This window comes from Endozoicomonas sp. ALD040 (assembly GCF_049275945.1).
In the GTDB taxonomy this organism is placed as follows: domain Bacteria; phylum Pseudomonadota; class Gammaproteobacteria; order Pseudomonadales; family Endozoicomonadaceae; genus Endozoicomonas_A.
Window position 1 is genome coordinate 483,109 of record NZ_CP184829.1, and the last position, 22,667, is coordinate 505,775.

At 51.1% G+C, this 22,667-nt stretch carries 31 protein-coding genes; 28 read left to right on the forward strand and 3 right to left on the reverse strand.

Annotation, left to right across the window (positions count from 1 at the left end):
- Positions 1-4 precede the first annotated feature (4 nt).
- From ACOJUN_RS01635 to ACOJUN_RS01765, 27 genes are all read left to right on the forward strand, one after another.
- The gene (locus ACOJUN_RS01635) at positions 5-997 is read left to right on the forward strand and encodes a hypothetical protein (RefSeq protein ID WP_422134941.1); all 993 of its coding nucleotides are present in this window, start codon (positions 5-7) and stop codon (positions 995-997) included.
- Entirely contained in the window at positions 997-1,275 is a 279-nt protein-coding gene (locus tag ACOJUN_RS01640) for a hypothetical protein (protein ID WP_422134942.1), read from the forward strand. Before ACOJUN_RS01635 ends, ACOJUN_RS01640 begins: the two co-directional genes overlap by 1 nt.
- Complete coding sequence (locus ACOJUN_RS01645) at positions 1,262-1,525, forward strand: hypothetical protein (RefSeq protein WP_422134943.1); 264 nt, start codon at positions 1,262-1,264, stop codon at positions 1,523-1,525. The genes ACOJUN_RS01640 and ACOJUN_RS01645 overlap by 14 nt, the downstream gene beginning before the upstream one ends.
- 183 nt (positions 1,526-1,708) lie before the next feature.
- A complete protein-coding gene (locus ACOJUN_RS01650; protein ID WP_422134944.1) occupies positions 1,709-2,710 on the forward strand; it encodes a hypothetical protein in 1,002 nt (333 codons plus the stop codon).
- Positions 2,711-2,859: 149 nt separating this feature from the next.
- Positions 2,860-5,469, forward strand: a complete 2,610-nt coding sequence (locus tag ACOJUN_RS01655; protein ID WP_422134945.1) for a phage protease — start codon at positions 2,860-2,862, stop codon at positions 5,467-5,469.
- A gap of 91 nt (positions 5,470-5,560) precedes the next feature.
- Positions 5,561-6,028: a hypothetical protein gene (locus ACOJUN_RS01660; RefSeq protein WP_422134946.1), complete on the forward strand. Its 468-nt coding sequence runs from the start codon at positions 5,561-5,563 to the stop codon at positions 6,026-6,028.
- Between the two features lie 5 nt (positions 6,029-6,033).
- Complete coding sequence (locus ACOJUN_RS01665) at positions 6,034-6,429, forward strand: D-Ala-D-Ala carboxypeptidase family metallohydrolase (protein ID WP_422134947.1); 396 nt, start codon at positions 6,034-6,036, stop codon at positions 6,427-6,429.
- 11 nt (positions 6,430-6,440) lie between these two features.
- Positions 6,441-6,941: a hypothetical protein gene (locus ACOJUN_RS01670; protein ID WP_422134948.1), complete on the forward strand. Its 501-nt coding sequence runs from the start codon at positions 6,441-6,443 to the stop codon at positions 6,939-6,941.
- Positions 6,941-7,171, forward strand: coding sequence for a hypothetical protein (locus ACOJUN_RS01675; protein ID WP_422134949.1), 231 nt, complete (start codon positions 6,941-6,943; stop codon positions 7,169-7,171). The genes ACOJUN_RS01670 and ACOJUN_RS01675 overlap by 1 nt, the downstream gene beginning before the upstream one ends.
- The gene (locus tag ACOJUN_RS01680; protein ID WP_422134950.1) at positions 7,164-7,778 is read left to right on the forward strand and encodes a hypothetical protein; all 615 of its coding nucleotides are present in this window, start codon (positions 7,164-7,166) and stop codon (positions 7,776-7,778) included. The genes ACOJUN_RS01675 and ACOJUN_RS01680 overlap by 8 nt, the downstream gene beginning before the upstream one ends.
- A complete protein-coding gene (locus ACOJUN_RS01685) occupies positions 7,772-8,272 on the forward strand; it encodes an HK97-gp10 family putative phage morphogenesis protein (protein WP_422134951.1) in 501 nt (166 codons plus the stop codon). The genes ACOJUN_RS01680 and ACOJUN_RS01685 overlap by 7 nt, the downstream gene beginning before the upstream one ends.
- A complete protein-coding gene (locus ACOJUN_RS01690; RefSeq protein WP_422134952.1) occupies positions 8,269-8,814 on the forward strand; it encodes a hypothetical protein in 546 nt (181 codons plus the stop codon). The genes ACOJUN_RS01685 and ACOJUN_RS01690 overlap by 4 nt, the downstream gene beginning before the upstream one ends.
- The gene (locus ACOJUN_RS01695; RefSeq protein WP_422134953.1) at positions 8,807-9,391 is read left to right on the forward strand and encodes a phage baseplate assembly protein V; all 585 of its coding nucleotides are present in this window, start codon (positions 8,807-8,809) and stop codon (positions 9,389-9,391) included. Before ACOJUN_RS01690 ends, ACOJUN_RS01695 begins: the two co-directional genes overlap by 8 nt.
- Positions 9,391-9,744: a hypothetical protein gene (locus ACOJUN_RS01700; RefSeq protein ID WP_422134954.1), complete on the forward strand. Its 354-nt coding sequence runs from the start codon at positions 9,391-9,393 to the stop codon at positions 9,742-9,744. Before ACOJUN_RS01695 ends, ACOJUN_RS01700 begins: the two co-directional genes overlap by 1 nt.
- Positions 9,741-10,640, forward strand: a complete 900-nt coding sequence (locus ACOJUN_RS01705; protein WP_422134955.1) for a baseplate assembly protein — start codon at positions 9,741-9,743, stop codon at positions 10,638-10,640. Before ACOJUN_RS01700 ends, ACOJUN_RS01705 begins: the two co-directional genes overlap by 4 nt.
- A complete protein-coding gene (locus tag ACOJUN_RS01710) occupies positions 10,633-11,691 on the forward strand; it encodes a phage tail protein I (protein ID WP_422134956.1) in 1,059 nt (352 codons plus the stop codon). Before ACOJUN_RS01705 ends, ACOJUN_RS01710 begins: the two co-directional genes overlap by 8 nt.
- Positions 11,688-13,103, forward strand: coding sequence for a hypothetical protein (locus tag ACOJUN_RS01715; RefSeq protein WP_422134957.1), 1,416 nt, complete (start codon positions 11,688-11,690; stop codon positions 13,101-13,103). The genes ACOJUN_RS01710 and ACOJUN_RS01715 overlap by 4 nt, the downstream gene beginning before the upstream one ends.
- 8 nt (positions 13,104-13,111) lie before the next feature.
- Positions 13,112-13,681 (forward strand): hypothetical protein, encoded by a 570-nt coding sequence (locus ACOJUN_RS01720; protein WP_422134958.1) that lies wholly within the window; start codon positions 13,112-13,114, stop codon positions 13,679-13,681.
- Between the two features lie 98 nt (positions 13,682-13,779).
- Entirely contained in the window at positions 13,780-14,940 is a 1,161-nt protein-coding gene (locus ACOJUN_RS01725) for a phage tail sheath subtilisin-like domain-containing protein (RefSeq protein ID WP_422134959.1), read from the forward strand.
- Between the two features lie 37 nt (positions 14,941-14,977).
- On the forward strand, positions 14,978-15,490 hold the full coding sequence (locus ACOJUN_RS01730; RefSeq protein ID WP_422134960.1) for a phage major tail tube protein: 513 nt from the start codon (positions 14,978-14,980) through the stop codon (positions 15,488-15,490).
- Between the two features lie 65 nt (positions 15,491-15,555).
- Positions 15,556-15,900: a phage tail assembly protein gene (locus ACOJUN_RS01735; protein ID WP_422134961.1), complete on the forward strand. Its 345-nt coding sequence runs from the start codon at positions 15,556-15,558 to the stop codon at positions 15,898-15,900.
- A gap of 60 nt (positions 15,901-15,960) precedes the next feature.
- On the forward strand, positions 15,961-17,802 hold the full coding sequence (locus ACOJUN_RS01740) for a hypothetical protein (protein WP_422134962.1): 1,842 nt from the start codon (positions 15,961-15,963) through the stop codon (positions 17,800-17,802).
- The gene (locus tag ACOJUN_RS01745; protein WP_422134963.1) at positions 17,795-18,181 is read left to right on the forward strand and encodes a phage tail protein; all 387 of its coding nucleotides are present in this window, start codon (positions 17,795-17,797) and stop codon (positions 18,179-18,181) included. Before ACOJUN_RS01740 ends, ACOJUN_RS01745 begins: the two co-directional genes overlap by 8 nt.
- Positions 18,182-18,183: 2 nt before the next feature.
- Positions 18,184-18,390 (forward strand): tail protein X, encoded by a 207-nt coding sequence (locus ACOJUN_RS01750; protein WP_422134964.1) that lies wholly within the window; start codon positions 18,184-18,186, stop codon positions 18,388-18,390.
- A 5-nt stretch (positions 18,391-18,395) separates the two neighbouring features.
- Complete coding sequence (locus ACOJUN_RS01755) at positions 18,396-19,415, forward strand: contractile injection system protein, VgrG/Pvc8 family (RefSeq protein WP_422134965.1); 1,020 nt, start codon at positions 18,396-18,398, stop codon at positions 19,413-19,415.
- A gap of 109 nt (positions 19,416-19,524) precedes the next feature.
- Positions 19,525-19,995, forward strand: coding sequence for a Panacea domain-containing protein (locus ACOJUN_RS01760; RefSeq protein ID WP_422134966.1), 471 nt, complete (start codon positions 19,525-19,527; stop codon positions 19,993-19,995).
- Positions 19,979-20,401 carry a hypothetical protein gene (locus ACOJUN_RS01765; protein ID WP_422134967.1) on the forward strand — a complete coding sequence of 141 codons (423 nt, stop codon included), beginning with the start codon at positions 19,979-19,981 and terminating at the stop codon, positions 20,399-20,401. Before ACOJUN_RS01760 ends, ACOJUN_RS01765 begins: the two co-directional genes overlap by 17 nt.
- A gap of 4 nt (positions 20,402-20,405) precedes the next feature.
- Here the strand turns inward: ACOJUN_RS01765 and ACOJUN_RS01770 are convergent, their stop codons facing one another.
- Positions 20,406-20,708 carry a helix-turn-helix domain-containing protein gene (locus tag ACOJUN_RS01770; protein WP_422134968.1) on the reverse strand — a complete coding sequence of 101 codons (303 nt, stop codon included), beginning with the start codon at positions 20,706-20,708 and terminating at the stop codon, positions 20,406-20,408.
- A gap of 226 nt (positions 20,709-20,934) precedes the next feature.
- Between ACOJUN_RS01770 and ACOJUN_RS01775 the strand changes: the two genes are divergently transcribed.
- Positions 20,935-21,144, forward strand: coding sequence for a hypothetical protein (locus tag ACOJUN_RS01775; RefSeq protein ID WP_422134969.1), 210 nt, complete (start codon positions 20,935-20,937; stop codon positions 21,142-21,144).
- A gap of 33 nt (positions 21,145-21,177) precedes the next feature.
- Here ACOJUN_RS01775 and ACOJUN_RS01780 read toward each other — a convergent pair whose 3' ends face one another.
- Positions 21,178-21,720, reverse strand: coding sequence for a DUF4875 domain-containing protein (locus tag ACOJUN_RS01780; RefSeq protein ID WP_422134970.1), 543 nt, complete (start codon positions 21,718-21,720; stop codon positions 21,178-21,180).
- 14 nt (positions 21,721-21,734) lie between these two features.
- Positions 21,735-22,553 carry a hypothetical protein gene (locus tag ACOJUN_RS01785; RefSeq protein WP_422134971.1) on the reverse strand — a complete coding sequence of 273 codons (819 nt, stop codon included), beginning with the start codon at positions 22,551-22,553 and terminating at the stop codon, positions 21,735-21,737.
- Between the last annotated feature and the right edge of the window lie 114 nt (positions 22,554-22,667).

The window sequence follows — 22,667 nt, forward strand, 5'->3', positions numbered from 1 at the left end:
AAGGATGAAACAGTTTTTGAGAGGAAGTTTGCGGCTGGGGGTTAAAATAGGGTTGAGTGTTAAAGGGTCTTTGCCCAAACAAAGAAACGCTTGGTCACCTAATTACAATGGCGTGAACTCTTATATCGATATTCCTCAGTGGAGTGCTATTAACTACGCTGTGGAGTTCACATTATATAGGCCAACTCCGGATACTGTCGGTTATATATTGTGTGAAGATGATTCTTCGGATCGTCGGATTAGTTTATGGGATAACGGAGGGACCGTAAAACTATTAATAGGTAAGTCAACTTATATAGATGTTGATAGCAGTAAGCTGTGCACCAAATTCCGAATCCAGTCTGACGGTAAGGTGTACCAAGATGATGTGCTAAAAGCCAGCACTGTTGTCCCATCGAGCTTTATTACAGACAGGATTGGGGCGAAAGGTGACAGAGTTTCTTCATCAATACCCCCAATAAAAGGGCAAATCTATAACCTCAAACTGATCGACAATATTGATCCTGATAACTCACGTTCCTATCCCGGTGTGATCCATAGTTATGTTGACCCAAGTGCTACAGATGTACCCATGCCTGATAGTACTGTTCTGATCGATGAGTTAGGTGACGGTGATACTAACGGCACTATGTACAATTTTGGAGCAGCACAACCGTATGTTCCGTTGTTGGGTGATCGGCAAGCGTATTTAGGCAACCGCTCAGCTAGTGGCTATGTGAGAGGGGTATCGAAAACTAGCTTTTCATCGTATCGTGATCCAAATACAACTAAGCCTGTCGAGGGGAGCTGGACAAATGCACTACCCCCTATCAATAGTCTGTTGATATCGGATAGCGGGATAAAAGTTAAAGTCACCGGGCATCTCAATAACAGCAGTTATACAGTACATTACAGCGTGGTTACTGGCACAACTGAACAAGTAAAGGTGGCTTTCCAATACCCCAATGCATTCAAGATAATCAAACCCACCGACCCTGACTACGGGGATTACCAGTAATGGAAGAAGTCGAACCAAAACTTTACACCCTATTCAGCTATTACCACTCCAATTTCGTCCACGGCGCAGAAGAACGAGACGGCACTATAACCATACTCCCATGGATGAATACCCCTAATACCCCGAGGCTGTCTCTGGATGGCAACCAAGGCATAGTCACCGGCATCTTCGAATTCTCCGGCGCAACCCACCTGACCCAACAAGAAGCCGAAACCCTAATGCAAACCCCCGAATGGAATCCCCCACAACAAGAAGGAGCCCCCCATGCTGCTCATTGACAAAACCACCACTAACACCGAAAGCGCCACCCAGACGGCCACAGGAACCATTCAGGTTCAGGTCTCGGGCCTGAAAGAGGCAAAAGTAAAACTGGACGTCAGTCAGGACAGCCTGCCAATGACATACGCAGACACTGTCTCAAAAGACGGAATAGCCAATTACCAGTTAGCGTCGGGCTGTGCCTACCGCTTTCGGGTCGTCGGCATTGGCCCGGATGAAGCGGTGTCGGTTTCTGTGCTGGAGTCTTGAGAGTCTGGCGCTTAGCGACGGAGGCATGTGGGTCAGCGTGTTGGTTTGTTATGGCTCGCTGCCATGCTCCAGCGTGGGAACGTGACGCACTACCCGTATGCATTCCCACGCTGGAGCATGGGAACGAGCTGGATTTGTGCATTTTATGATATGCTGGGAATACATCATATTAATGGAATAATTATGAAGCTCAGTGATCTCAGTGATGATATAAAAGCATCCCTATACACCAGACTATCTAGCCCACTGGCTGGTGCCTTAATGCTCTCATGGGTCATCTGGAACATTGACGCAGTGCTGGTAATTGCTTTTGAAAATAAATCAATGTCAGAGCGAATTGCATTCGTGAATGATCAGTATCTAACCAGTTTTTTGTTTGACTGGTTTGCACCCGTTGCGTTAGGTATTGCATGGATTTTGATCTATCCAGTGCTTTCCAGAATCATCTTTAAATATTGGGAAACGCAGAGAGTAGAGAAAGAAAAAACTCGTATAAAACTATTAGGTGAGCTGCCTATCACCCCAGATGAACATATGAGACTTCTAAAAGAGGTCAGTGATAGCAAGCAGAAGTATGTTGAGGTACATGAAGTTAACAAGAAGCAGAGTGCTGAAATTGAAAATTTAATAGCAAAAAATAACGGTCTGGAATCTGCCTCTTTAGCACTTAAAAATATTGAAAGTAGTCTAAATGATCGTATTTCCAGCGTTACTGAGCAAATGGAAAATGCTAAATCAGAGCTAGATAGAGTCAGGAGAACCCTAACTTCCAAAAATAATGATTTAAAAACCAGGTGTGAGGATTTAGAGAGCGATAAAAAAATATTGCTGAATGAATTAAGCAAAATTAAAGATGATCAAAAAAAGAATCAAGGGCTTGGTGTCTTGGGTACAAGCTTATTTAATAATAGAAATTCCAACCTACCTAACCTATTAAAAAATAATGAAAATCTGGAAAAATTATCTAATCCAACAAAGTTACCTGAGATTCTCAGGAGTAACAAAGGGTTAGAGAGTGCATATAAAATTACAAACGCAATGCCTGATTATTCACGCATTGGTAATTTTGGAAAAGTTGACTTTGGCCAGAGTAAAACAAAAAGAGGAATGACCGCTTTACTCGGTACAACGTCCTCTGAATTAAAACAGAGATTAGGAATTAAAAATACAAACGAAAAGGAGTAACGACACCCCACTCCCTTCCAATGTCGCCCACAACCTGAGACGCTGACACCTACCCAAGAAGGCATCTGAAGCCCGGTCAACCGCCATTCCCTTTATAAGAATGCAGGTTCACCGGGCTTTTTTATTTTCGGCAGAAAGGGCTTGAACGTGTGAATCGACCCAGACACCTCCAGCTCAAAGAACAGGACGATCTCAGCCAGCGTATCCGTATTCTTACCGATGCGCTTTCCTTGTCTGCAGAAGACAGCCCTCAATCCTGGGTCACACTGACCCGCACCGGCAGCTTTTACCATCCCCAATACGGACGTTTTGAACACACACGGCAGCTGCTGGAAGACCTGATCAAGAATTTTAACGGCAACGTTTACGGGCAAGACATCGCCATCGATGTGGCGCACAAACCCGAAGACGGTGCCGCCGGTTATGTTCGCAAACTGTCGCTGGATGGCGGCAAGCTGCGGGCCCTGGTGGAATGGACCCCCTTCGGCGTGGACGCGGTGAAGAACAAGGGTTATCGCTACCTCTCGGTGGACTACACCGACAACTACATCGACAACGAACAAAGGAACGAACATGGCCCCCTGCTGTTTGGTGCTGGCCTGGTGGTTCGTCCCCATGTGAAAAATCTGGATCGGGTGGTGCTGGCGGAAGATGCCGACAGCGAGATACCCACCATTATTCCGGAACGAATCGCCAAAAAGCTCCAGGAGGAGAACACCATGTGGAAACAATTACTGGCGGCCATGAAAAAGGCCCTGGAAGGTCGCAAGCTCAGTGAGGCAGTTATCGCTCAGTTTATGCTGCTGGCCGAAAATATGCTGGAAGGCATTAAGGATGAAGCCAAAGCCAAGACCCTTATTGCATCGGTTCAAAGCGGTGCGATCAAACTGGCTGAAGAGTTTGAAAAAAACGGCAAGGGTGGCGAGTTCACCATCAAACTGGATGAAGCTTTTCTTAAAGCTGCTGGTACTGGCGGTGCTGATGATCCTGGTGATAAAGACAAGCCGAAAACGCTCTCGGAAGCGGACGTTAAACGTATCCTGAAAGATGCCGCCGACGCTGAAGCGGAAAAGGCCCGCAAGCTCAGCGAGAACAACGCCAACAAACAGAAAGTCCTGACCGAAGCCATTGACGGCGCAGAAGGTCTGGAAGACGACGTTAAAACCAGCCTGAAAAAAGAGCTGGCTGAACTGATCACCCCGGCTATGTCCGACGATCAGATCAAAGCCCTGGCCGAGCGTGAAATCAAACACGCTAATGACCAGGCCACCGCCCGCAAGCTCAGTGAAATGGGTTTCCCGGTCAACACTCCGGCGGGTCGTGTGCAGGTCAACAATCCCCACGCCACTGAAGCGGCTCGTCTTCAGGCGATCCAGCACGAACAACTGCGTTCCACCAGTGCCTTCCTGAACGGCGATATTCGTCTTTCTGAAGACAAGGACCTGCCCAACTTCACCAAAGAAGTGCTGAAAGTCTTTGACTCACAGTTCGGCGTCCAGATCGGCAATGCCGTTCGCACCCTGTCTGAAGGCGGTCCCACCAATATGAATCATGTGGATCTGCCGGTCGGCTTCCAACGTGAAGTGATTCGGGAAGCTCTGTCAGACCTGAACGTTCTGAACCTGGTCAGCACCTATGTCGATCCAGCGGCCACCGTCGCTACCCAGATTCCCTACGAACAGCGCAAGACTGGCGGCCTGACTCACGACGGTATTGTCTACGAGCGTGGAGCCATTCCAAAAGCCGGTGTCAGTCAGAAGATGCACACCGCCTACGTCAATGCCATGAAACTGGCCATTGATGTTTCCAACGAAGTGATGCACTTCAGCAAGAGTTCCGGCATCAACTGGGATGCCTGGGCCCGTAACCTGGCCAGCGCTGCCCGTCTGATGCGTGAAATTCTCTGCCGTCGCATTGCTAACGAGATGCAGCGTGCCGCCGATGCCTTTGGTGCAAATGACATCAGCGAAGAAACCATCACTCTCGATGGCGGTGTTTATAAAACCGCACAGTTCCCGGTGGTTCGTGAAAAGCGTGTTTATGACCTTCAGGGTAATCCTGTCGGCAGCCCACAAAACCCCATTGTCGTGAAAGACGGCAGCACTGAGTTGGCCGCGTTTAACGGTTCTGGCAAACAGGCAGCGGGTACCTACTACGCTGTCGTTAATTACAACCTGGGCTATGTGGTTCTGGTTGACCAGACCGGTGCAGCAGCAGCGGCAACAGGCACGGTAAAAATCAGCTACAGCTATGCCACCAACGTCAAGAAAGTGGATTCCGATGTACCCAACGGCATGAGCCCGGAAGTGCACCTGAACAAGCTGATTCAGGCCATCGGCAGCCGCAAGGCGATTATGTCCGGCGAGCGTTTTATTCAGCCCAACTTCCTGCTGATGAGCCCCAGCCTGAACGACACCTGCACCAATGCCGAGCAGTTCACTTATCAGGCCAAGCGCAACGGTTCCGATACTAACAGCGAAGGCGACCTGATCACCGTGAAGGGTGTGTCGGCCTTCGGTACCAATGCCCCCGGCATTGATCTGGGTGACGAGCGTATTCTCATGGGTCAGCGTGGCACAACCAGCTACACCGTCGCCAAGCCCTGGATGATGTCCGAGCCCATCGAAGCCCGCGATGAACACGGTCAACTGACCGGCGCGAAAGAGAGCTATGGCGAAGAGTACAACGCCATTGATACGCCACCTGCGCTCTATGACCGTTATACATCGGTGCTCTTCTACAGCTTCAGCAACCGTTAAACCCTGGCGTCCATGGACGGACAAACACTCAACCCTGTTTTCCCTGGCAGGGTTGAGTTTCTCTGATCTGAATCGTTAAGGACCCGGAGCCATGTATAAAATCCCTTACCACAACAAAGAAGACAAAGCGGTTCACATTGGCCCTGTAACCGTACCGGCTGGCGAAACCCGAATGGTAGAAGCGGCTTATGTGCTGGCCCGTGCCGATCAGCAAGGCCGACAGCCTCAGTCAACAGAAGCCACTGAATGGCGCCTGGAAGATTTCGTTAAGCAAAAGCAGGATGACGAAATCGAGCAACTGCCCGGCCTGACAGATGACCAGTTTGCGGCTGTTGTTGCCTACTACGAAAACAACCAGCCACCTAAAAAACTGGAAAAAGCGCTGCCTGTTGAAGCCGATGCCCGTACCGCCCAGAAAGAGGCTGACGCTTATGTTGAAGCCCTCAAAGCCATGAGCGACGAAGAGCTACAGGGTGAACTGCTGAGTCAGACAGCCGACGAAGGACGTCTGGCTCTGGTACAGGTTGAACTGAGTTCCAGAAAAGAAGGCGAGGAATAACCCGGATGAGTCTCTCACCCTGGCCCAACTTCAGCTATCAGGAACTGGCCTGCAAATGCGGCCAGTGCTCTGCTGACAGTGGCAGGCAGATCAGTCCCGAGTTGATGAGTCAGGTGCAGATTCTCAGAGATAGTTGTGGTTTCCCTTTTGAAATCAGCTCCGCCTATCGCTGCCAAAATCATCCGGCAGAAGCTCGTAAGTCAACGCCTGGCTCCCACAACAAAGGACTGGCGGTCGATATTCTGGTGAACGGCTACCAGGCTCATCACCTGCTGACGGAAGCTTTAAAACTGGGCACCTTTACCGGCATCGGTATCAGCCAGAAAGGCGATTATCATCGTCGGTTCATTCATCTGGATATTTCCCGTGCTGGCAACAGACCCTGGGTATGGAGCTATTAAAGGAGCGAGTCATGGACTGGAAAGCCATTTCTCAACTAGTAGGCAAGGCCGCACCGGTTCTCGGTACCGCTCTGGGAGGTCCCGCAGGCACAGTACTGGGCAGCATGGTCGCTAATGTTCTGGGGGTCGAAGACACGCCGACTGCCGTAGCAAATGCTATCAAAAATAACCCTGAAGCCCTGATTTCCCTCAAACAATTTGAGCGCAAGAACGAGCAGCAAATTCGGGAAATGGCGTTCAGGACCCTGCAGGTGGAACTGAACGATAAAGCCAACGCCCGGGCCAGCCACAAAGACAGCAACATGCCTGCGATTATTGTCTGGCTATTAACGGCGATTGTCGCCGGTCTGCTCTTTGCCCTGTTCAAGTTTGAAATCCCTGACAGTAATCAGGATGTGGCCTTCTACCTGTTTGGTCAGGCCGTGACACTCTGGGCAGCTTCCATTACCTACTGGGTTGGTACAACACGCTCCAGTGCTGACAAAAACCGGTTAATGACGGGGCGGCGCTGATGGAATTTTGGGACGCTATGAAGGCACTGATGCCGCTGATTGTGTTTCTTATGACCTGGCTCATGGTCTGGAATATTTTCCTGTTCACCCAACTTAATAATCTGAAGATGAAAGTGGCTGAAGAGTACATCCCGGAAAAGAAAATCCGGGTAATGCTCGGCGATATGGAAAGCCGGATCGAAGCCAAGCTGGATCTGGTACTCAAATCACTGGGAGCCCGGCATGAGTGATATGAGTCTGGCTGAGCTGAAAAAAGATCTGACTCTGTCGTTAACCGATAGTGCCGAATATCTGGACGATCAGCTGGACCCGCTATTGACCGTGGCCGCTAATGAGTTGGCACGTATTAAGCGTCGTCCCAAAAATGTCGCTCTTACTCTCGAGGACGGTAAAAGCCTTTATGATGCGCCTGCGGATTTGATTGAATTCAGTGCCCATGCCTGGGGGCAAAAACAGCGGACACTGTTTCAACCCTGGGAGCCGAATTATCCTCGCACACTGCCAACGGTGTCTGTGATGGAAGGCAACCCGAAACAGCTGCTGCTTTCTTTTGCCCCCACGGCTCAGCTAATTGCCCAGCTGGGCAGTGAGTTTCGTTTTACCTATTACGCCCGTCATATTCTGAGCGAAACCGCAGAAGACACCACCGTCAACCCCGCCGACAGAGACCTGCTTTTGCTCCGGGCCCAGGCCGAAGCCATGAAAGTGCTGTCGATCCGTTACGCCGACAAAACCATCAGCAGCAAACAGATGATCTCAGGGGCTGCCCGGATCGGTACCCCGGCGGCACTCTATAAAGAGTTCCTGGCTGAATTCGAGCGGAGGGCGTCATGCTGAAAAAGCTCGATATTCAACTCACGGGTGACAAAGCCTTTTTAAGGGCACTGGAAAAAGCGCCCGGTGCTCTGATCAAACATCTGAAAAAGTCCGTCTCCCGTGGCAGCAGCGAAGCCGCCAGAGCCGCCAAACGCCGGGCACCCAAAGCCCACAGCACACTGGTCAACAGTATCCGCAGTGTGCGTGATGGTGATCTTTCAGCGCTGGCAGCGCCTCATACCGACTATGCAGGCTTTGTGAACGATGGCACTGAGCCGGGGGGCTTTCCTTCTCTCCAGGCCATCAAAGACTGGATCAGGGTTAAGAATATTTCACCCCGCAATCCTGAGCACGATCTGGACGATCTGGCGTATATGGTCAGTCGCTCCATTGCCCGCAAAGGCACACAACCGCAGCCGTTTATTGATGATACTGCCGAGAAGATCAGGCCACGGGTTGAACAGTTAATGAGTCAGGCTGTGCGCAACAGCCTGGCGGAGGTGGGGCTGTCATGAGTATCACCGATCAGATTATGGATGAGCTGCGCCAGAGCTTTGCTGAATACGTCGCCATCAGCCACCCCAACCGTAAAATAACCCGGCAATGGCAAGAGCGGGACGACTATTCAAAACAGGATCGTGACAACGGCATTCACGCCCTGCTCTACCGGGGAGAAATGCCCACCGATAACCCGAACCTGGGCATTATTCGAGTGCTGGTAATGGGGTTGATCCGGGTGCATTCCCGCGACGGTAATGGTCTGGAACTGGAACAGAAAGAACTGGAAATGCTGGAGCAACTCAAAGGCTTCAGCCAAACCACTGAAGGCGCTTTATTGCATGTGAATAACATCGTCACCAGCCTGCAGGTGGAATGCCCGGAAGGCTGGTACATGGCTGAGTGTGAGTATGGCCCGGTGGATCTCACTATCACGCCGAACCGCTGGGACGATGGGCGACAGTTTACCGGTGATATTTATATGGGCCGTGCGCCTGACATCGGTGCTGACCATAAAAACGATTACACCAACATCAGTCTGGAGGATGACGATGCCTGACCTTGCCGGACTGAACCAGTTGCTGCAGAAACTGCTCCAGACGGGAACGGTGGACGAGGTTCAATTAAACCCTCTGCGCTACCGGGTGAAGTTCTCGGAAGACCGGACCAGTTACTGGCTGCGTCATGGTTATGCACGAATGGCAGACTCTGCCAGCTGGGACCCTTATCAGAAAGGCGAACAGGTGCTCTGTGCTCTGCCAGGCGGTGGCCGTCAGGGTGTGGTGATTTGTGCCATTGATTCCGATCAGCACCAGCAGCGCAGCAGCAGCGATGATGTTTATCGTCGTGATATGCCCGACGGCGCTGTGTTTGAGTACAACAGCAAAACCAGTCAGCTGACAGTAACCTTACCTTCCGGGGCGAAAACCACGGTCGTCAGTAATGGCGGGATAAATCTGACCGGCGATGTCAGTGTCACCGGTAATATTTCGGCCACTGAAAGCATCAGCGCCACCAAGAACCTGAGTGCTGGCCAGAATGTCTCGGACCAAACCGGCACCATGGACAGCATGCGTGGCACTTATAACAGCCATGCCCAAAGCCATCATTCACCGCCAGCGCCGGAGATGAACTGATGAGCATAGGCACCCACGAAATCACCGGTAAAAGACTGGAAGGTTTGCCCGAGCTGCAACAACGCATTCAGCGTCTGTTCCGCACTCGCAAAGTCACCCTGGTGGTACGCCGTGCCTATGGCTCCAACCTGCCAGAGCTGGTTGATAAAAAAACCGTGCCTGGCTTTCGGCTGGATGTTTATGCCGAAGTCGCCGAAGCCCTGGCCAATCCGGCCAATGAGATTAATGACGAGTTCAAACTGCACCAGACCCAGATGACCGTAGACAACGAAAATGGCGAGGTTCAACTCAGCCTGTTGGGTGAATACCTGGTGGATGGCCAGGTCGTCAAAATTGAGGGGATCACACTATGACCACCTATTCCGTGAATACCCTCTCACAGCTGCCACCCCCAGAGTTTGTCGAAGCGTTTTCGGTAGAGGATATTTTTCAGCAGCGTCTGGCCGAACTGCGTCAGCTGGACCCGGAACTGGCGGACAATTTGCGGGTGGGCGATCCCACCTATAACAACCTGCTGCAAGGCGCGATCCGGGAAGCGAAGTTGCGCCAGCGAATCAATGAGGCAGGCAAGGCGATCTTGCCCGCTTACGCCAAAAATTCAGACCTGGATCAACTGGGCGCCCTGTATTACGTCTTCCGTCAGGTTGTTGATCCGGGCGATCCGGGTGCAACGCCGCCTGTTGATCCGATTATGGAAGAAGACGAACGCTTTCTTGAGCGGATTATGCTCTCCATGGAGGGGCAGACTAACGCCGGAACTGCAGGGTTTTATCGTTTCCATGCTTTGTCTTCTGATGCGGAAGTATTGAACTCAGCAGAGAAAAGTCCAACGCCGGGTCAGGTATTGATCAGCATTCTATCCCGTCTTGGCGATGGCACCGCCAGCACGGCACTATTGGACAGAGTTCGGACTTATATGCTGAATCCGGAAGTCCGGCAAATGACCGATGAACTGATTATCCAGAGTGTGACGGTTTCGACTTACCGTATTGAAGCGGTACTGACCCTTGAGCCGGGTCCCACTGCCGGGCTGGCGCTGGAAGAAGCCAGAGCGAAGGCTCAGGAATACGTGAGCCTGATGCATCGTAAAATGGCGGTGGTTTCAGTATCGGGTATTTATGCCGCCTTGCAGCAACCGGGCGTTGTCAGCGTTAACCTGACTTCACCTTTAGCGAACATTAACCCCGGTGACACGGGTACGGCTTATTGCTCTGCTATTGAACTGAGTTCGGTGGTGGCTAATGGCTGATCTGTTGCCGTCATCGGCCACCCGGCAGGAAAGGGATATTGCCAGTCTGGACACTCGACTGGATAACTTGCCCGTACCCTTTCGGCAGCTCTGGAACCCCGACACCTGCCCGGTCAATCTGCTGCCTTATTTAGCCTGGTCGTTCAGTGTTGATGAGTGGGATGACGACTGGCCCGAGCATATCAAGCGGCAGACGGTGAAAGATTCTTTGTATCAGCATCGGATAAAGGGCAGCCGGTTGGCGGTTGAGAATGCTATTGCCTCTTTCGGAACGACGGCGAATATTCTGGAATGGTGGGAGAAAAGCCCCAAGGGAACGCCACATACGTTCAGTGTGGCTATCTCGGCTCAGGATAATGAACGGCAGTTGCCTGTTATAGAAATCGGCACGGGTGATGATGAATGGGTATTTTGCAGTCAACCGATACCTGTGCAAACCAGCCGGGTTTATAAGATTCGATTTAAAGTGCGCCAGACACAGGATGATGTCGGTAAAAGCAGAGTTTACGTTGGCGTCGCCACACTGGATGCACAATTTAACAACCTCACATCTGGCCCCGGCAGACATCGTTATTGTGCTGTCTCTAACAGGAGTATCACAGTATCAGAGGGTTGGCAGGTGTTTGAGGGCGAGATAACTGGCGAGGGTGATGAGAATCATAACCAGTTCAGACCGGGCACCGCTTACATTCGCCCGATGTTTATCGTCAATTACAACGCTGGCACCGGAACGGCTCAGGTGGCAGAACTGGAATGCTGGGATCTGTTCGACAACAAGCAGTTAATCCCTAATCCACACTTTAAAGACGGTTTAAACGGGTGGTCCAATAACTATGCTGGCGAAACCGTCCCCGACAACGCACCCGGCACCATCACAACCGCCGCATTCCGCCCCGATGCCGACCTGCAAAACGACATCATCAAAGCCATCGAACGAGCCAAGCCATTGCGCTCACATTTTGATTTCACTGTGGGCACGGTTCACGCCGCACCCATAGAACTGCAATCACAACTCACTGTTACCGTTATGCACAGAGGGACTTGGGAATGAGTTTAACGATTCATCAAACCGGAATTGATGCCGCGATCAACGCACAGGCCGACGGATTCTCAGGTGCGACACTGAGCGATGTGGATCTGTATAACGGTTCAACAAAAATAAAACGCCTACCACTGGAAGGGGTTGCCGTTATTGAACCAGGTCGTATTTATGTGGTGGCTAAAGACCAAACGCCCGATCTGAGTTATGACGTTACAAAAATGGAGTTTATCACCGACACCGGTGCGCTATTCGCTACGGCTCAATATAACGATGGCTCTGTCATTCAAAGCAAAGGGCCGGACTCGATCTTGCTGTTGTCTGAGCAGCTGAATATCTCGGCGGCGCCGGGTTCGATTGCGCCGTCGGGTGATGTTTCTATTTATATGCCGCCAGCGACTGAATCGTTATTGGGTGGCGCTGAGATTGCCACCCAGGCTGAAGTGAATACAGGATCTGATCACACCCGGATCGTCACACCCAAGACCCTGAAAAGCTGGTTAGCGTCTTTTACACGCAATGCTACTGAGACCATAAAGGGGTTTCTGGAAATTGCGACTCAGAATGAAGTGAATACGGGGACTGACCACACTCGGGCCGTGACACCGAAAACGCTCTGGGGTTTGTTGAATGCAAAATTTGCCCGGACGGATGTTCGGCCTACTTTCAGCCAAGGCATTGATACCGGTGGTGATCCCATCGTCTACAGCGGGTCAGGCTCAAACGTTGATCACATCTGGTACGACGACGGAACTAATACCTGGCATGCGGTAGCGGATGCGTCAGAGAAAGCGCCCGGTAATGCTAATTTCAAGTTGCGTGGTATTCAGCTGAACTCTGGCAACCTTGTTACCGGTGTCAGTGACTCTGTTAGCAGTAGTTCCACTTCTGTTCTTGCCAGTTCAAAAGCCGCTAAAACTGCTTATGATGCCGGGACTCGCTCAGCGAGTGAAACCCAGAAAGGGCAGGTTGAGCGGGCTACGCAGGCTGAGGTGGATGCAGGGACGGATGATAGTCGGTATGTGTCGCCGAAGAAGTTGTTGACCTGGATGAACAGCAAGTTTAAATCAGCTGCATTCCTGGATGCCGGGCAGAGCGACGGACAGGTGGCAAAAATTGGAGATACGGCAGTTGCTGGGAATACGGCGGTTGTTGTTGCATCTGGAAACAATGCAAATGGTGAGTATCGTATTTTTTCCGACGGATTCATTGAACAATGGGGTTTAAAAGATATAAGAAACAACAAAATCGTCACTTATCCCATTTCATTTAACACTGGGGGACAGGTATTAATATCAAAAGACTTTGCCGGAGTTGCCTGTGATATCCAGATTAGATTTAACACAGCAACAAAGTTTGAAGTAAGTACTTCAGTCCCCCCTTCCTCACCCGGCATTATTTTCTGGCGGGCATACGGAAAGTAGAGGCAAATATGGAAAGATATTATAACTTTAAAACAGAAACAGAATGTCTTGATGGCATTCACGATATAGAAAGCACTACTAAAAAATCAGACATGCCACCCGAATCTAAGGAGTGGTTTGACCGCCTTGCTCGGCCTGGCTACGAGTGGGTCTGCAATAATGGACTGTGGCCGGAAGAAGTGCCAATAGACCCCGCACCAGCGGCTGAGCGCCGACAAGCCGCCACAGCCGCGATCGACACCGCAGCAGGCCAAGCCCGAGCCCGGTTCGCAACCGACACCCCCTTCATTGAACCCGAATACGAACTGTCATACAGTGACGCCGTCGCCTTTATAGCCACAGGCTACACCGGCCAATGCCCAGACACTGTTAAATCCCACGCCGAGGCCTTCAGCGTCACCAACCAACAGGCAGCCGATGAAATAAAACGCATGGGCGACCAATGGAACAACGTACTCCGGGCTGTCCGCAAAATCCGATTAACAGGCAAGCAGGCCGTTGAAACCGCTGCCGACGATGCGGATTTTAATGCCGTGGCTCAGCCGTTTATTGACCAGCTTGAGGCCCTGAAGCCGTAGCAGTAACCACCATGACCCCATTCATGGTAAATTAACCCAAACTCGCAGAAGCCGCCGAAGGTATTGCGATTGTCATTCCAACAGGAAGGAGAATCCCAATGCCACAATTTCGACACGGCATTTATGGCGCGACCAGCGAAGCCGGACCCCGCCCCGTCCCCATTGCCCCCACAGGTACTATTTGCATTGTCGGCACCGCCAAGGACGCCGATGCAGATGTTTTTCCACTTAACACCCCGGTCTTGATTGCAGGCTCACCGCTCCAGGCGGCAAAGCTGGATACCACTGGTGACCGTGCCGGTACTCTGCTGCCAGCGGTTGAAATGATGCTGGCCATTACCGGTGCCATTATCGTGGTGATCCGGGTGGCAGATGGCGCTGATGATGCCGCCACCATCAGCAATGTGATCGGCAGCACCTCTGCAGAAGGGGCACGCTCCGGACTGGATGCGGTCTTCAATGTTCAGGCCATGCTCGGGCATAAACCCCGCATCCTGATTGCCCCCGGCTTTTCTGATCAGCTGACTGTGGCAACCAAGCTGCAAACCATTGCTGAACGTCTCAGAGCGTTTACTTATGTGGATGCGCCCGGCACCACAGAAACCGCCGCCAACACCTATCGGCAGAACTTTGGTTCTCGTCGTGTAGAAATCTGCTGGCCCAAAGTCATCAATACCAAGGCTGAAAAGGTGGCCATGTCCGCCGTCGCTGCTGGACTTCGGGCGAAAATCGACAACACACCCTGGCAAGAATATTCCGCCAGTATCTCTAACCAGGAAGTGCTGCCCATCATCGGCACCGAATTCCCCGTGGACTTCCAGGACGGCGATAACAGCTGTCAGGCCTACCTCCTCAACAGCAACCAGATCAGCACCATTATCAACGACGGTGGTCTGCGTTATTGGGGTAACCTGAACTGTTCTTCCGATGCCAAGTGGCAGTTCTCAACCCACGTCCGAATCAACGACATCATTCTGGACAGCACCACCGAAGCACTGAAGTGGGCCCGTGATCGCAAGATCAACAAAACCTTTGTGGAAGACGTGCTGGAAACCCAGAACAACTTTCTGGCCCGTGAAACCCGTGCTCAAAACCTGCTGGGTGGTCAAGCCTGGGCCGATCCGGAGCTGAACAGTCCTGACGTGATTCTGGCCGGTGAGTTCTATATGGATTACGACTTCACCCCGCCCGGCATTGCCCAGGCCATCACGGTGACCAGTCATTTTGTCAATGATTACGCCAAAGCCATTTTTAACTAAGCGCCATTAGCACAAAGCACAGAAAGGAGAACGCAAGATGGCAACCCCAAAAGTGTTAGTGGATTACGACTGGTTTGCGGATGGTGTCGGCAAGCTCGGTCTGGTCCCAAAAATAAAACTGCCTGACTTTGAAAAGGTGATGGAAGAGTACAACGCCGGTGGTATGGCTGCGGCTATTGAGATCTTCATGGGCATGATCGAACTGCAAACCATGACGGTGACACTGGCCGAACCCGACGCCCAGGTATTGAAGCTGTTCAAGTTCACCAATGGCGAAGAAAAACAGTTCACCTTCCGTTCGGCCCTGTCCGGTCGTGGTCGTGGCAGTGAAGAAGGTTTTGTTATCCGCTGTCAGGCTCAGCTCAAGAAGTTCAGTATGGAAGAGATTGAGCGCAAGAAGCTGCCCAGTTGCGACTTTGAGCTGTCCCTGGTCACGTTCAAAATGGAACGCAATGGCAGCGTGATTTTCGATGTGGATGCCGAAGGTGGCAGGCTGATTGTGGATGGTGTGGATCTGCGGGCAGGTATTAATGATTTGATTGGGAATTGACGGGGGCTTGCTCCCGCTTTTGCTCCATAACCTTTCACAATAGCAAGACAACCCCGGTATAAAGTATGAGCGAAGCTGAAACCTACCCGACCTATCAGGCAATTTCTATTCAGTTGGAAGCCCCCAGGGAACTGGATAATAAACCCTTGTCTGAATTAACCATGCGACCACCGACTACCAGTGATGTGGTGATTGCCCAGAGTCAGGCCCAGAACCCGATTCACAAAGACGTGCTGCTGTACGCCAACCTCACCAATACCACCGAAGACTTTATCCAGTCTCTGGCCTTTTATGACTTCAAACAGCTGGAGCGGGCTTTCGACACTTTTATGTGCCGGGTGTCCGAACATGTCGACAGGCGTGCCTTGTTCTTGCCAAAGCCCTCGGCGGCCACAGCCTCCGGGAATTGATGGCGACACCCATACACGAAGTCTTTGAGCACCTGCAGGAACTGAAGGAGATGGCCCGGGATGCAGGACAAAAATAACGACATTGGTATCCGAATCACGGCAGCCGTGGATAAGCGTTCTATTCGCGCTTTTCGCACCACGGCCCGTGAATCTGAAATGGCCCGCCAGAGAATGATTGGCTCTGCGGACAAAGACAGCCGAGCCATCGGCAATGTCAGCCGGGCCCAGAACAAACTCAATCGCAGTACCTCTGACACCAGTCGCAGCATCGGCAGGGAAGACCAGGCGTTCAAGCGAGCTTCACGTTCTATTGGTGAATACGACCGCAAGCTGAAGTCGGCCACCAAAAGCCAGGGACTATTGAAAAAAGCCGCCATGGAGACCGGCAGTGCCATTAATACCAAGGTGGCCACCATCGCCGGTGGTGCTGCCGTCGGGCTATCAGCCATGGCATTGGTGGACGACGAAGCCTTCTGGACCCGATTAAAAACCGACGCCAGCGCCTCGGAAGCCGCCATAGAAGACCTGAAAAACCGCACCTTTGATATGGCCGTCAATATGCGCATTGACCCCGCCCAGCTCAAAGCGGCCATTGCCGAAATTCAACAGCAAACCGGTGATCTGGATCTGGCCAGGGAGAACCTGGGTAATATGGCGATTGCCATCCAGGGCTCAGGTTCAACCGGTGTCGATATTGGCGGCCTGATCGCCAACCTGAACAAAAAGCAGGGCCTGAGAAGCGCCGACGAAATGCTGAAAAATCTGGATATTGCCAAACAACTCGGTGACAAAGGCGCGTTTACCCTTAAGGATTATGCCAGTCAGGGTGGACGGGTGTTATCGGACCTGGGATCGCGTGGCATTACGGGCTCTCAGGGCAATATTGAAGCCATGGCATTGTTGCAGTTTGGTATGCAGGGCACCAACTCTAAAGAGATGGCGGTCTCCGCATCGGAAACCGTTACCCGTGACATGATCGGTAATCGTGAAAAACTGGAAGAGCTGGGTATTGAGGTCTTTGACCCTGATCAGGAAGGCGAGCAAATGCGCTTGCCTTCGGAGCTGCTCAAGGAGATCTTTCAGGCAACCGAAGGACGGACGACCGAGTTAACGGAGATTTTTGGTGATGAATCCTTTCGTCTGATCAAAGCTATGCAGCAGGATTACCAGAACGGCTGGAAAGATTACAACAGCTACCTGGGTACCGAAGGTGATGGCAAAAAACTAACTGCAGCCGCCAATGAAAACCGAAGTACTGCTGCATCGAGCCTGACCTATTTATCGGCGCTCTGGAACAGTTTTCTGGACGACGCTGGCAGCTCACTGATCAGCTCAACTGCGAACCTGTTGGATGATGCGGATAATGATTCAGCCAAGAAAGTGGTGGGAACGGTTGGTCTGGGAAGTATGGGGGCAGCAGGGTTTGCCTCATTGGGTGCGTCGCTTGGTTCAGTGGTCCCCGGTCTAGGTACTGTAGTGGGCGCGGGTGTCGGTGCCATTATCGGTGGCCTCGGCGGTGCCCTTTCTGGCTACTTTCTTTCTGAAGATCAGATCGATACACAGGAGCAGAAAGACCCGGCAAAACAGAGGGCTACGGCCACTTATCTGTTGCCTGAAAAGCAGAAGGAAACTCACCAAACAGCCGAGCAGCACGCTCAAAGTGTTATCCAACATTATCAGAAACAGGAAACCCTGATCCAAGAAAAAGCCGCCGCCAGTGCCGCTCCCATCAAGGTTGAAATGGGCGACATTGTCCTACAACAACAGCAGGGCGAAAGGGACGAGGATTTCCTGACCAGAACCCGCTCGATCATCCGGCAAGAAATGGAACGAGCCGCAGAGCAACTGCGTCGACAACAGGAACGTTCACTGACCGACAACACCGGAGGCACATATGGTTGAGCCACAGCTGGCACTGGGAGAGTACCGGTTCAGTGTCGGAACCGCAGCCCTGCAGGAGTTAGAAAGAACGTCGGAATGGCGCTGGGCCGACAAGGATGTGATTCAGGGAAAACCCCAGTCTGACTATATTGGCCCTGGACTGGACAGCCTGGAACTGAATGGCGTGATCTTCCCTCATTTCAAAGGCGGGCTGGGTCAGGTGGATGCCATGAGAGCTGAAGCCGATAAGGGCACGCCCCTGCGTTTGGTGCTGGGGACCGGACAAGATATGGGCTTGTGGACCATTCGCCGAATTCAGGAAACCCAACGCCGACTCTACGACCGGGGTATTCCATTAAACGTGGAATTCAGGCTCTCGATCAAACAATACCGAGGCTGAGCATGGCGAAATACACGACCAAAGACGGTGATATGCTGGACGCCATTTGTTACCGCCACTATGGCAACCTCAACGGCACTGTTGAGCGGGTATTGAACGCCAACCCCGGACTCTGTGAACAACCGCTGGTCATGCCCGCCGGTATTGTTATTGAGCTGCCGGTGCTGGATTCTGCCGAAGCCAGTGACACGATAGACCTGTTCGAGTAACCCCCATGACCCCTGATTTCAAAATCACCATTGGTGGTAAAGACCAAACCGCAGCGATCCGGCAACGACTGATCAGCCTGACCATTACCGATGAAGCCGGGCACCGGTCCGACAGCCTGACGCTGGAGCTGAACGACGACGGTAAGCTGTCGTTTCCTTCCAAAGAGCAGGACATCAAAGTCTGGACCGGTTATCAGGATACTGCAGGAAAAAGTCAGCTGGTCTACCGGGGTAATTACCGGCTCGATGGTGTCGAGTTTCCCTTTCCTGACACCCGAATGGTTATCTCAGCTTCAGGTGCCAAATTAAGAGGCTCGTTCACAACGCCCAGAGACGACGTATGGATCGACACCACGCTGGGCGATCTGGCTCTGACCATCGCCCACCGTCACGGGTTTGACCTGGCCATGTCAGACCAGCTCAAAGCCATAGAGATTTTTTATGAAGACCAGCAGGCCCAGAGCGATGCTGATTTATTAACCCGGCTGGCCGGGCGTTACGACGCCACCGTGAAACCCGTCGGGCATCAGCTGGTGTTCTTTGAAAAAGGCGATGGTCAATCGGTCTCGGGTCAGGCGACAACACCGGAACCCGTTCCGATCACTGAAGAAACCAGGGGCACCGTCAAACTCAGTGGCCGTATTCGACAGAAATCAGTGCGGGCTAATTACCGGGATCTGAGCGCAGGCTCAACTCAATATGTCGAAACCTCAAATGAACAACCGCAAAAGGTGCTGGGCTTACTGTACGACTTTGAACCCGATGCCCGCCAGGCGGCCTTTGCCGAACTGCACGAGATTCAGCGCCAGCAGTTTGAATTTGTGATGAGTCGAATGCCGGCTAATTCGGTGTTGAGGGCCGAAGGGCTGGTGAATATTACTGGTCATCCACGTCCCCAGGCTAATGGTGAATGGGTCATCAAGAGCCTGACGGAAATGCTGGATGAACAGGGGCTCTGGCAGAGTTTTACGGCGAGTTATCCGAAGCAGAGGGTGAAAAGTTTGCCAGATCCGGCTGATAAATAATTGTGCTTTTGCTTTATTTGCCACCCTATCTATGCTTGTAATATACTCAGCGCCCGCGCCGATAAGGACGGTATTACAGGTTTTCAGCATGCCCATTAAGGAGGAGTTCTTGAGCAAGATAACCGCTAAAAACGTTGCTGATTTCTTCTTGCACAAGGTTCATGCCCATGGCGACGTAATCACCAATAAAAAAATCCAGAAAATGGTTTATTACGCCCAGGCTTGGTATCTGGCTTTATATGATAAGCCTCTCATCGGCGAAGACTGTGAGGCTTGGGTGCATGGGCCTGTGTACCCAAAGTTGTACCATTGCTTCAAGTCGTATACCTGGAATCCTATTTCTTTTGATCCGGGCAAGCCTGAACTTCCGGTAAAAGTCGAACAACATCTCAACGAGATCTATGACACTTTTGCCAGCTTCACCAGCTACCAACTGGAAATGATGACTCACCAGGAGCGCCCCTGGCAGGAGGCTCGCAAGGGTCTGGCACCTGATGACTTCTCTACCGCCATCATTAGCAAGGCATCCATGAAGCACTTCTATCGGAAGATGGCAGAAGAGAATGGCGAAGAAGCGTAAAGTACAGCCCTCTAAACTCCAGAAAAAGTATCTTCCGACCACGCCCGTTCACGAAAAGCATGTCAGCTTTTCGTTCAAGCATTTAGACCTGAACAATAATAAGTTCTCCATCACGGGTAAAAACGCACGGTATTTTCACAAAGTGCTGGAGCGTTTGAAAAACTTGTCTGAACTGCTGCCCGGGGAGATACTGCAAAACCGTACCAGTGCGCTCAGAGCCCATCCTATAGAATGGAAACAAACCAGCGAGCGCGAAGGTTTTGCCACTCTTAATGAACAGCTACAGGGGCAGAGACCTTATCAATTTCAAATCAGTGCCAATGAGCATGGCCGCATTCATGGTTTTTTTATTGACTCGGTTTTCCATGTGGTGTGGTTCGATCCTGACCATAAACTTTACCCTTAATCCATCAGGCATTAAGTGTCTGAATAAAATCTGCCAGGGCATCAAGCTGGGGCGGGTTAAGCCGGGCCACGGCTTCAATCACGGTAATTAATTTATCCGACAGTGGTGCATCATGGCGGAACATGGGCTCAACCCCTTCCAGATACCAATCGGTAGTTATTCCATAAAGGCGACACATAACGATCAGGTCATCTTGAGTTTTGGGACCCGCTCCACCGTCGGTTTCCCAATTCCTTATGGTACTTAACCCTTTACCGAGGGCATTAGCCACTTCTCTCTGGGATAAACCGGCAATGGTTCGGGCCATTTTGCAACGGCGGTTTCGGTCTGCTGGGTGAGTTGGCAATTTGGTAGACATTGGTCAGGTCAGCCAGAATTGTTTTGACGAGCGTCAAGACTAGTTTCGCCTTAGGTTGTCTATCTACGTGAGTTTGCGTAAAAAATTACGTGGCTTTCTGGCGGTTGTCAGACTATGGCTATAACAATATACTGTATTTATATACAGTATTATTTCAGGGAAGTTAGAGGGTGGTATGGCAGAAGAAATCAAAGAAGCAGCCAGTGAATTAAACAGTCGGCTTGTGTTGATCAATGAACAGGAACTCAACAAACTCAGGCAGGCACGCCAGTTATTATTGCGAAGGGTAGAGGCCGAACAGGAGTCTGAACCAGAGGTCAGGTTAAAAAAACTGGCCATTAACCGGTTGGATACTTTAGCGTGGTGTAAGCAAGAATTGGTTTAACTGTGGCAGTAACCCGGTTACTGCCAAGATAATTTACATGGGGTAGTCTCTTCTATTCACCCATGGCAACCCAATATCTTGAACGGATATATCCAACTTTTTAGAGAGGTAGGCTTTTAATGCAGGCTCGTCCGTTAATCCATTCACCTGGAATTTACCCCGATGCTCTCTCCATTCTTCAACAACCATCAATTCTATTTCGGGTATCAGTTTTTCGGCAGCACTGACCTCCCATGTCCACCCCTGTGAGCCGTCATTTCCACCACCATCAGGTGAGTAGTTTGCAATAGCATAAGCCAGTCCATAACCAGCAACAGCTTCCGAAGGTTCCAAGTAGACCCATACAACGTCAGCATTCTTTGAACGTTGCACATTCAGTGCGGCTCTGATGGCTGTCTGTGCGAACTCTTCATGAGTTGTTACTTCGCTTGAGCTAATAGATACACTGTATCTGACTCTCCCTGGATAACTGGAATCCTCAATTTTGTTTAGCTGATAAGGTTTGGCCTGAGAAGTATCTGGGTCACTGGAACAACCAGACAGCATAAAGATTAGAAATAGGGAAATCCATTTCATTGCATTAACTCCGATTATTTAATGACTTCGATAAGAGAAAGGATATAGGATGAATCCAGTTCTCGGGCCGTCAGCCCTTTGCGCTCCGCGTGGCGGTAAGCGGTTGTGTAGATCCGGGCTCTTTGGTCGACAGACAATGTAGTAGCTTCGAGCATTTCTGTTTCTTCGACAAGGGTAATGACGGCTCGCATCAGCTGGGTGTCGATTTCACCCAGGGATCTTACGAATTGGGTGCAATTATCCAGCAGTTTTTCCAGAACCCCCGAGGTTTCTATCCATACGGGTGCCAAGTAACCCGGTATTTTATCATCGCCGTATAACTGGAAAGGCCCCATCACCCCCTTCTGGAGTTTCTGAACTGAATTGGGTTCCAACAAAGCATCAAACCATTGATTAGGATCTAGCTTGTACTGCTCTAGCAGTATCTTGCGGGTCTTTTCACCCAGAGAGCCAGTCAGATACTCATATTCCACATAATCCACGCATTTTCCTTTGTATTCCAGCTGAGCCTTTTCGCTGAGTTCAATCACCAGATCAGACCCGTCATGGATCAGGTGAACCTTATAGGCACAGTCTTCAAAGTGGTGGGCCAGCTGCTCTGCCAGTACCTCATCACTATCACAGCGGTCAATAAGGTAGGGGTTGCCTCGACCATCCAGAAGCCAGTTCAGACTGACGTTCTCGGTACGGCAGATGGCGGTGAGTATTTCAGAGCCTGGTATTACATTTTGTCCTATCCGCCGAGCAATACCGCTCGAAATATTGAGAGCTTGTGCCCAAGGGTATAGCTTCCTGCCGTGCAGGATCGCACTGATGCGCTCTGAAAATTCCATAAAATTTTGAGTTCAACTATTGACGAAATCAATTTATTGATTTAATTTCTTTAAAAGCTCGATAAATTGAGTTTCAATTGTTAAAAGACATTAATAAGAATTGTCCTTGTATGG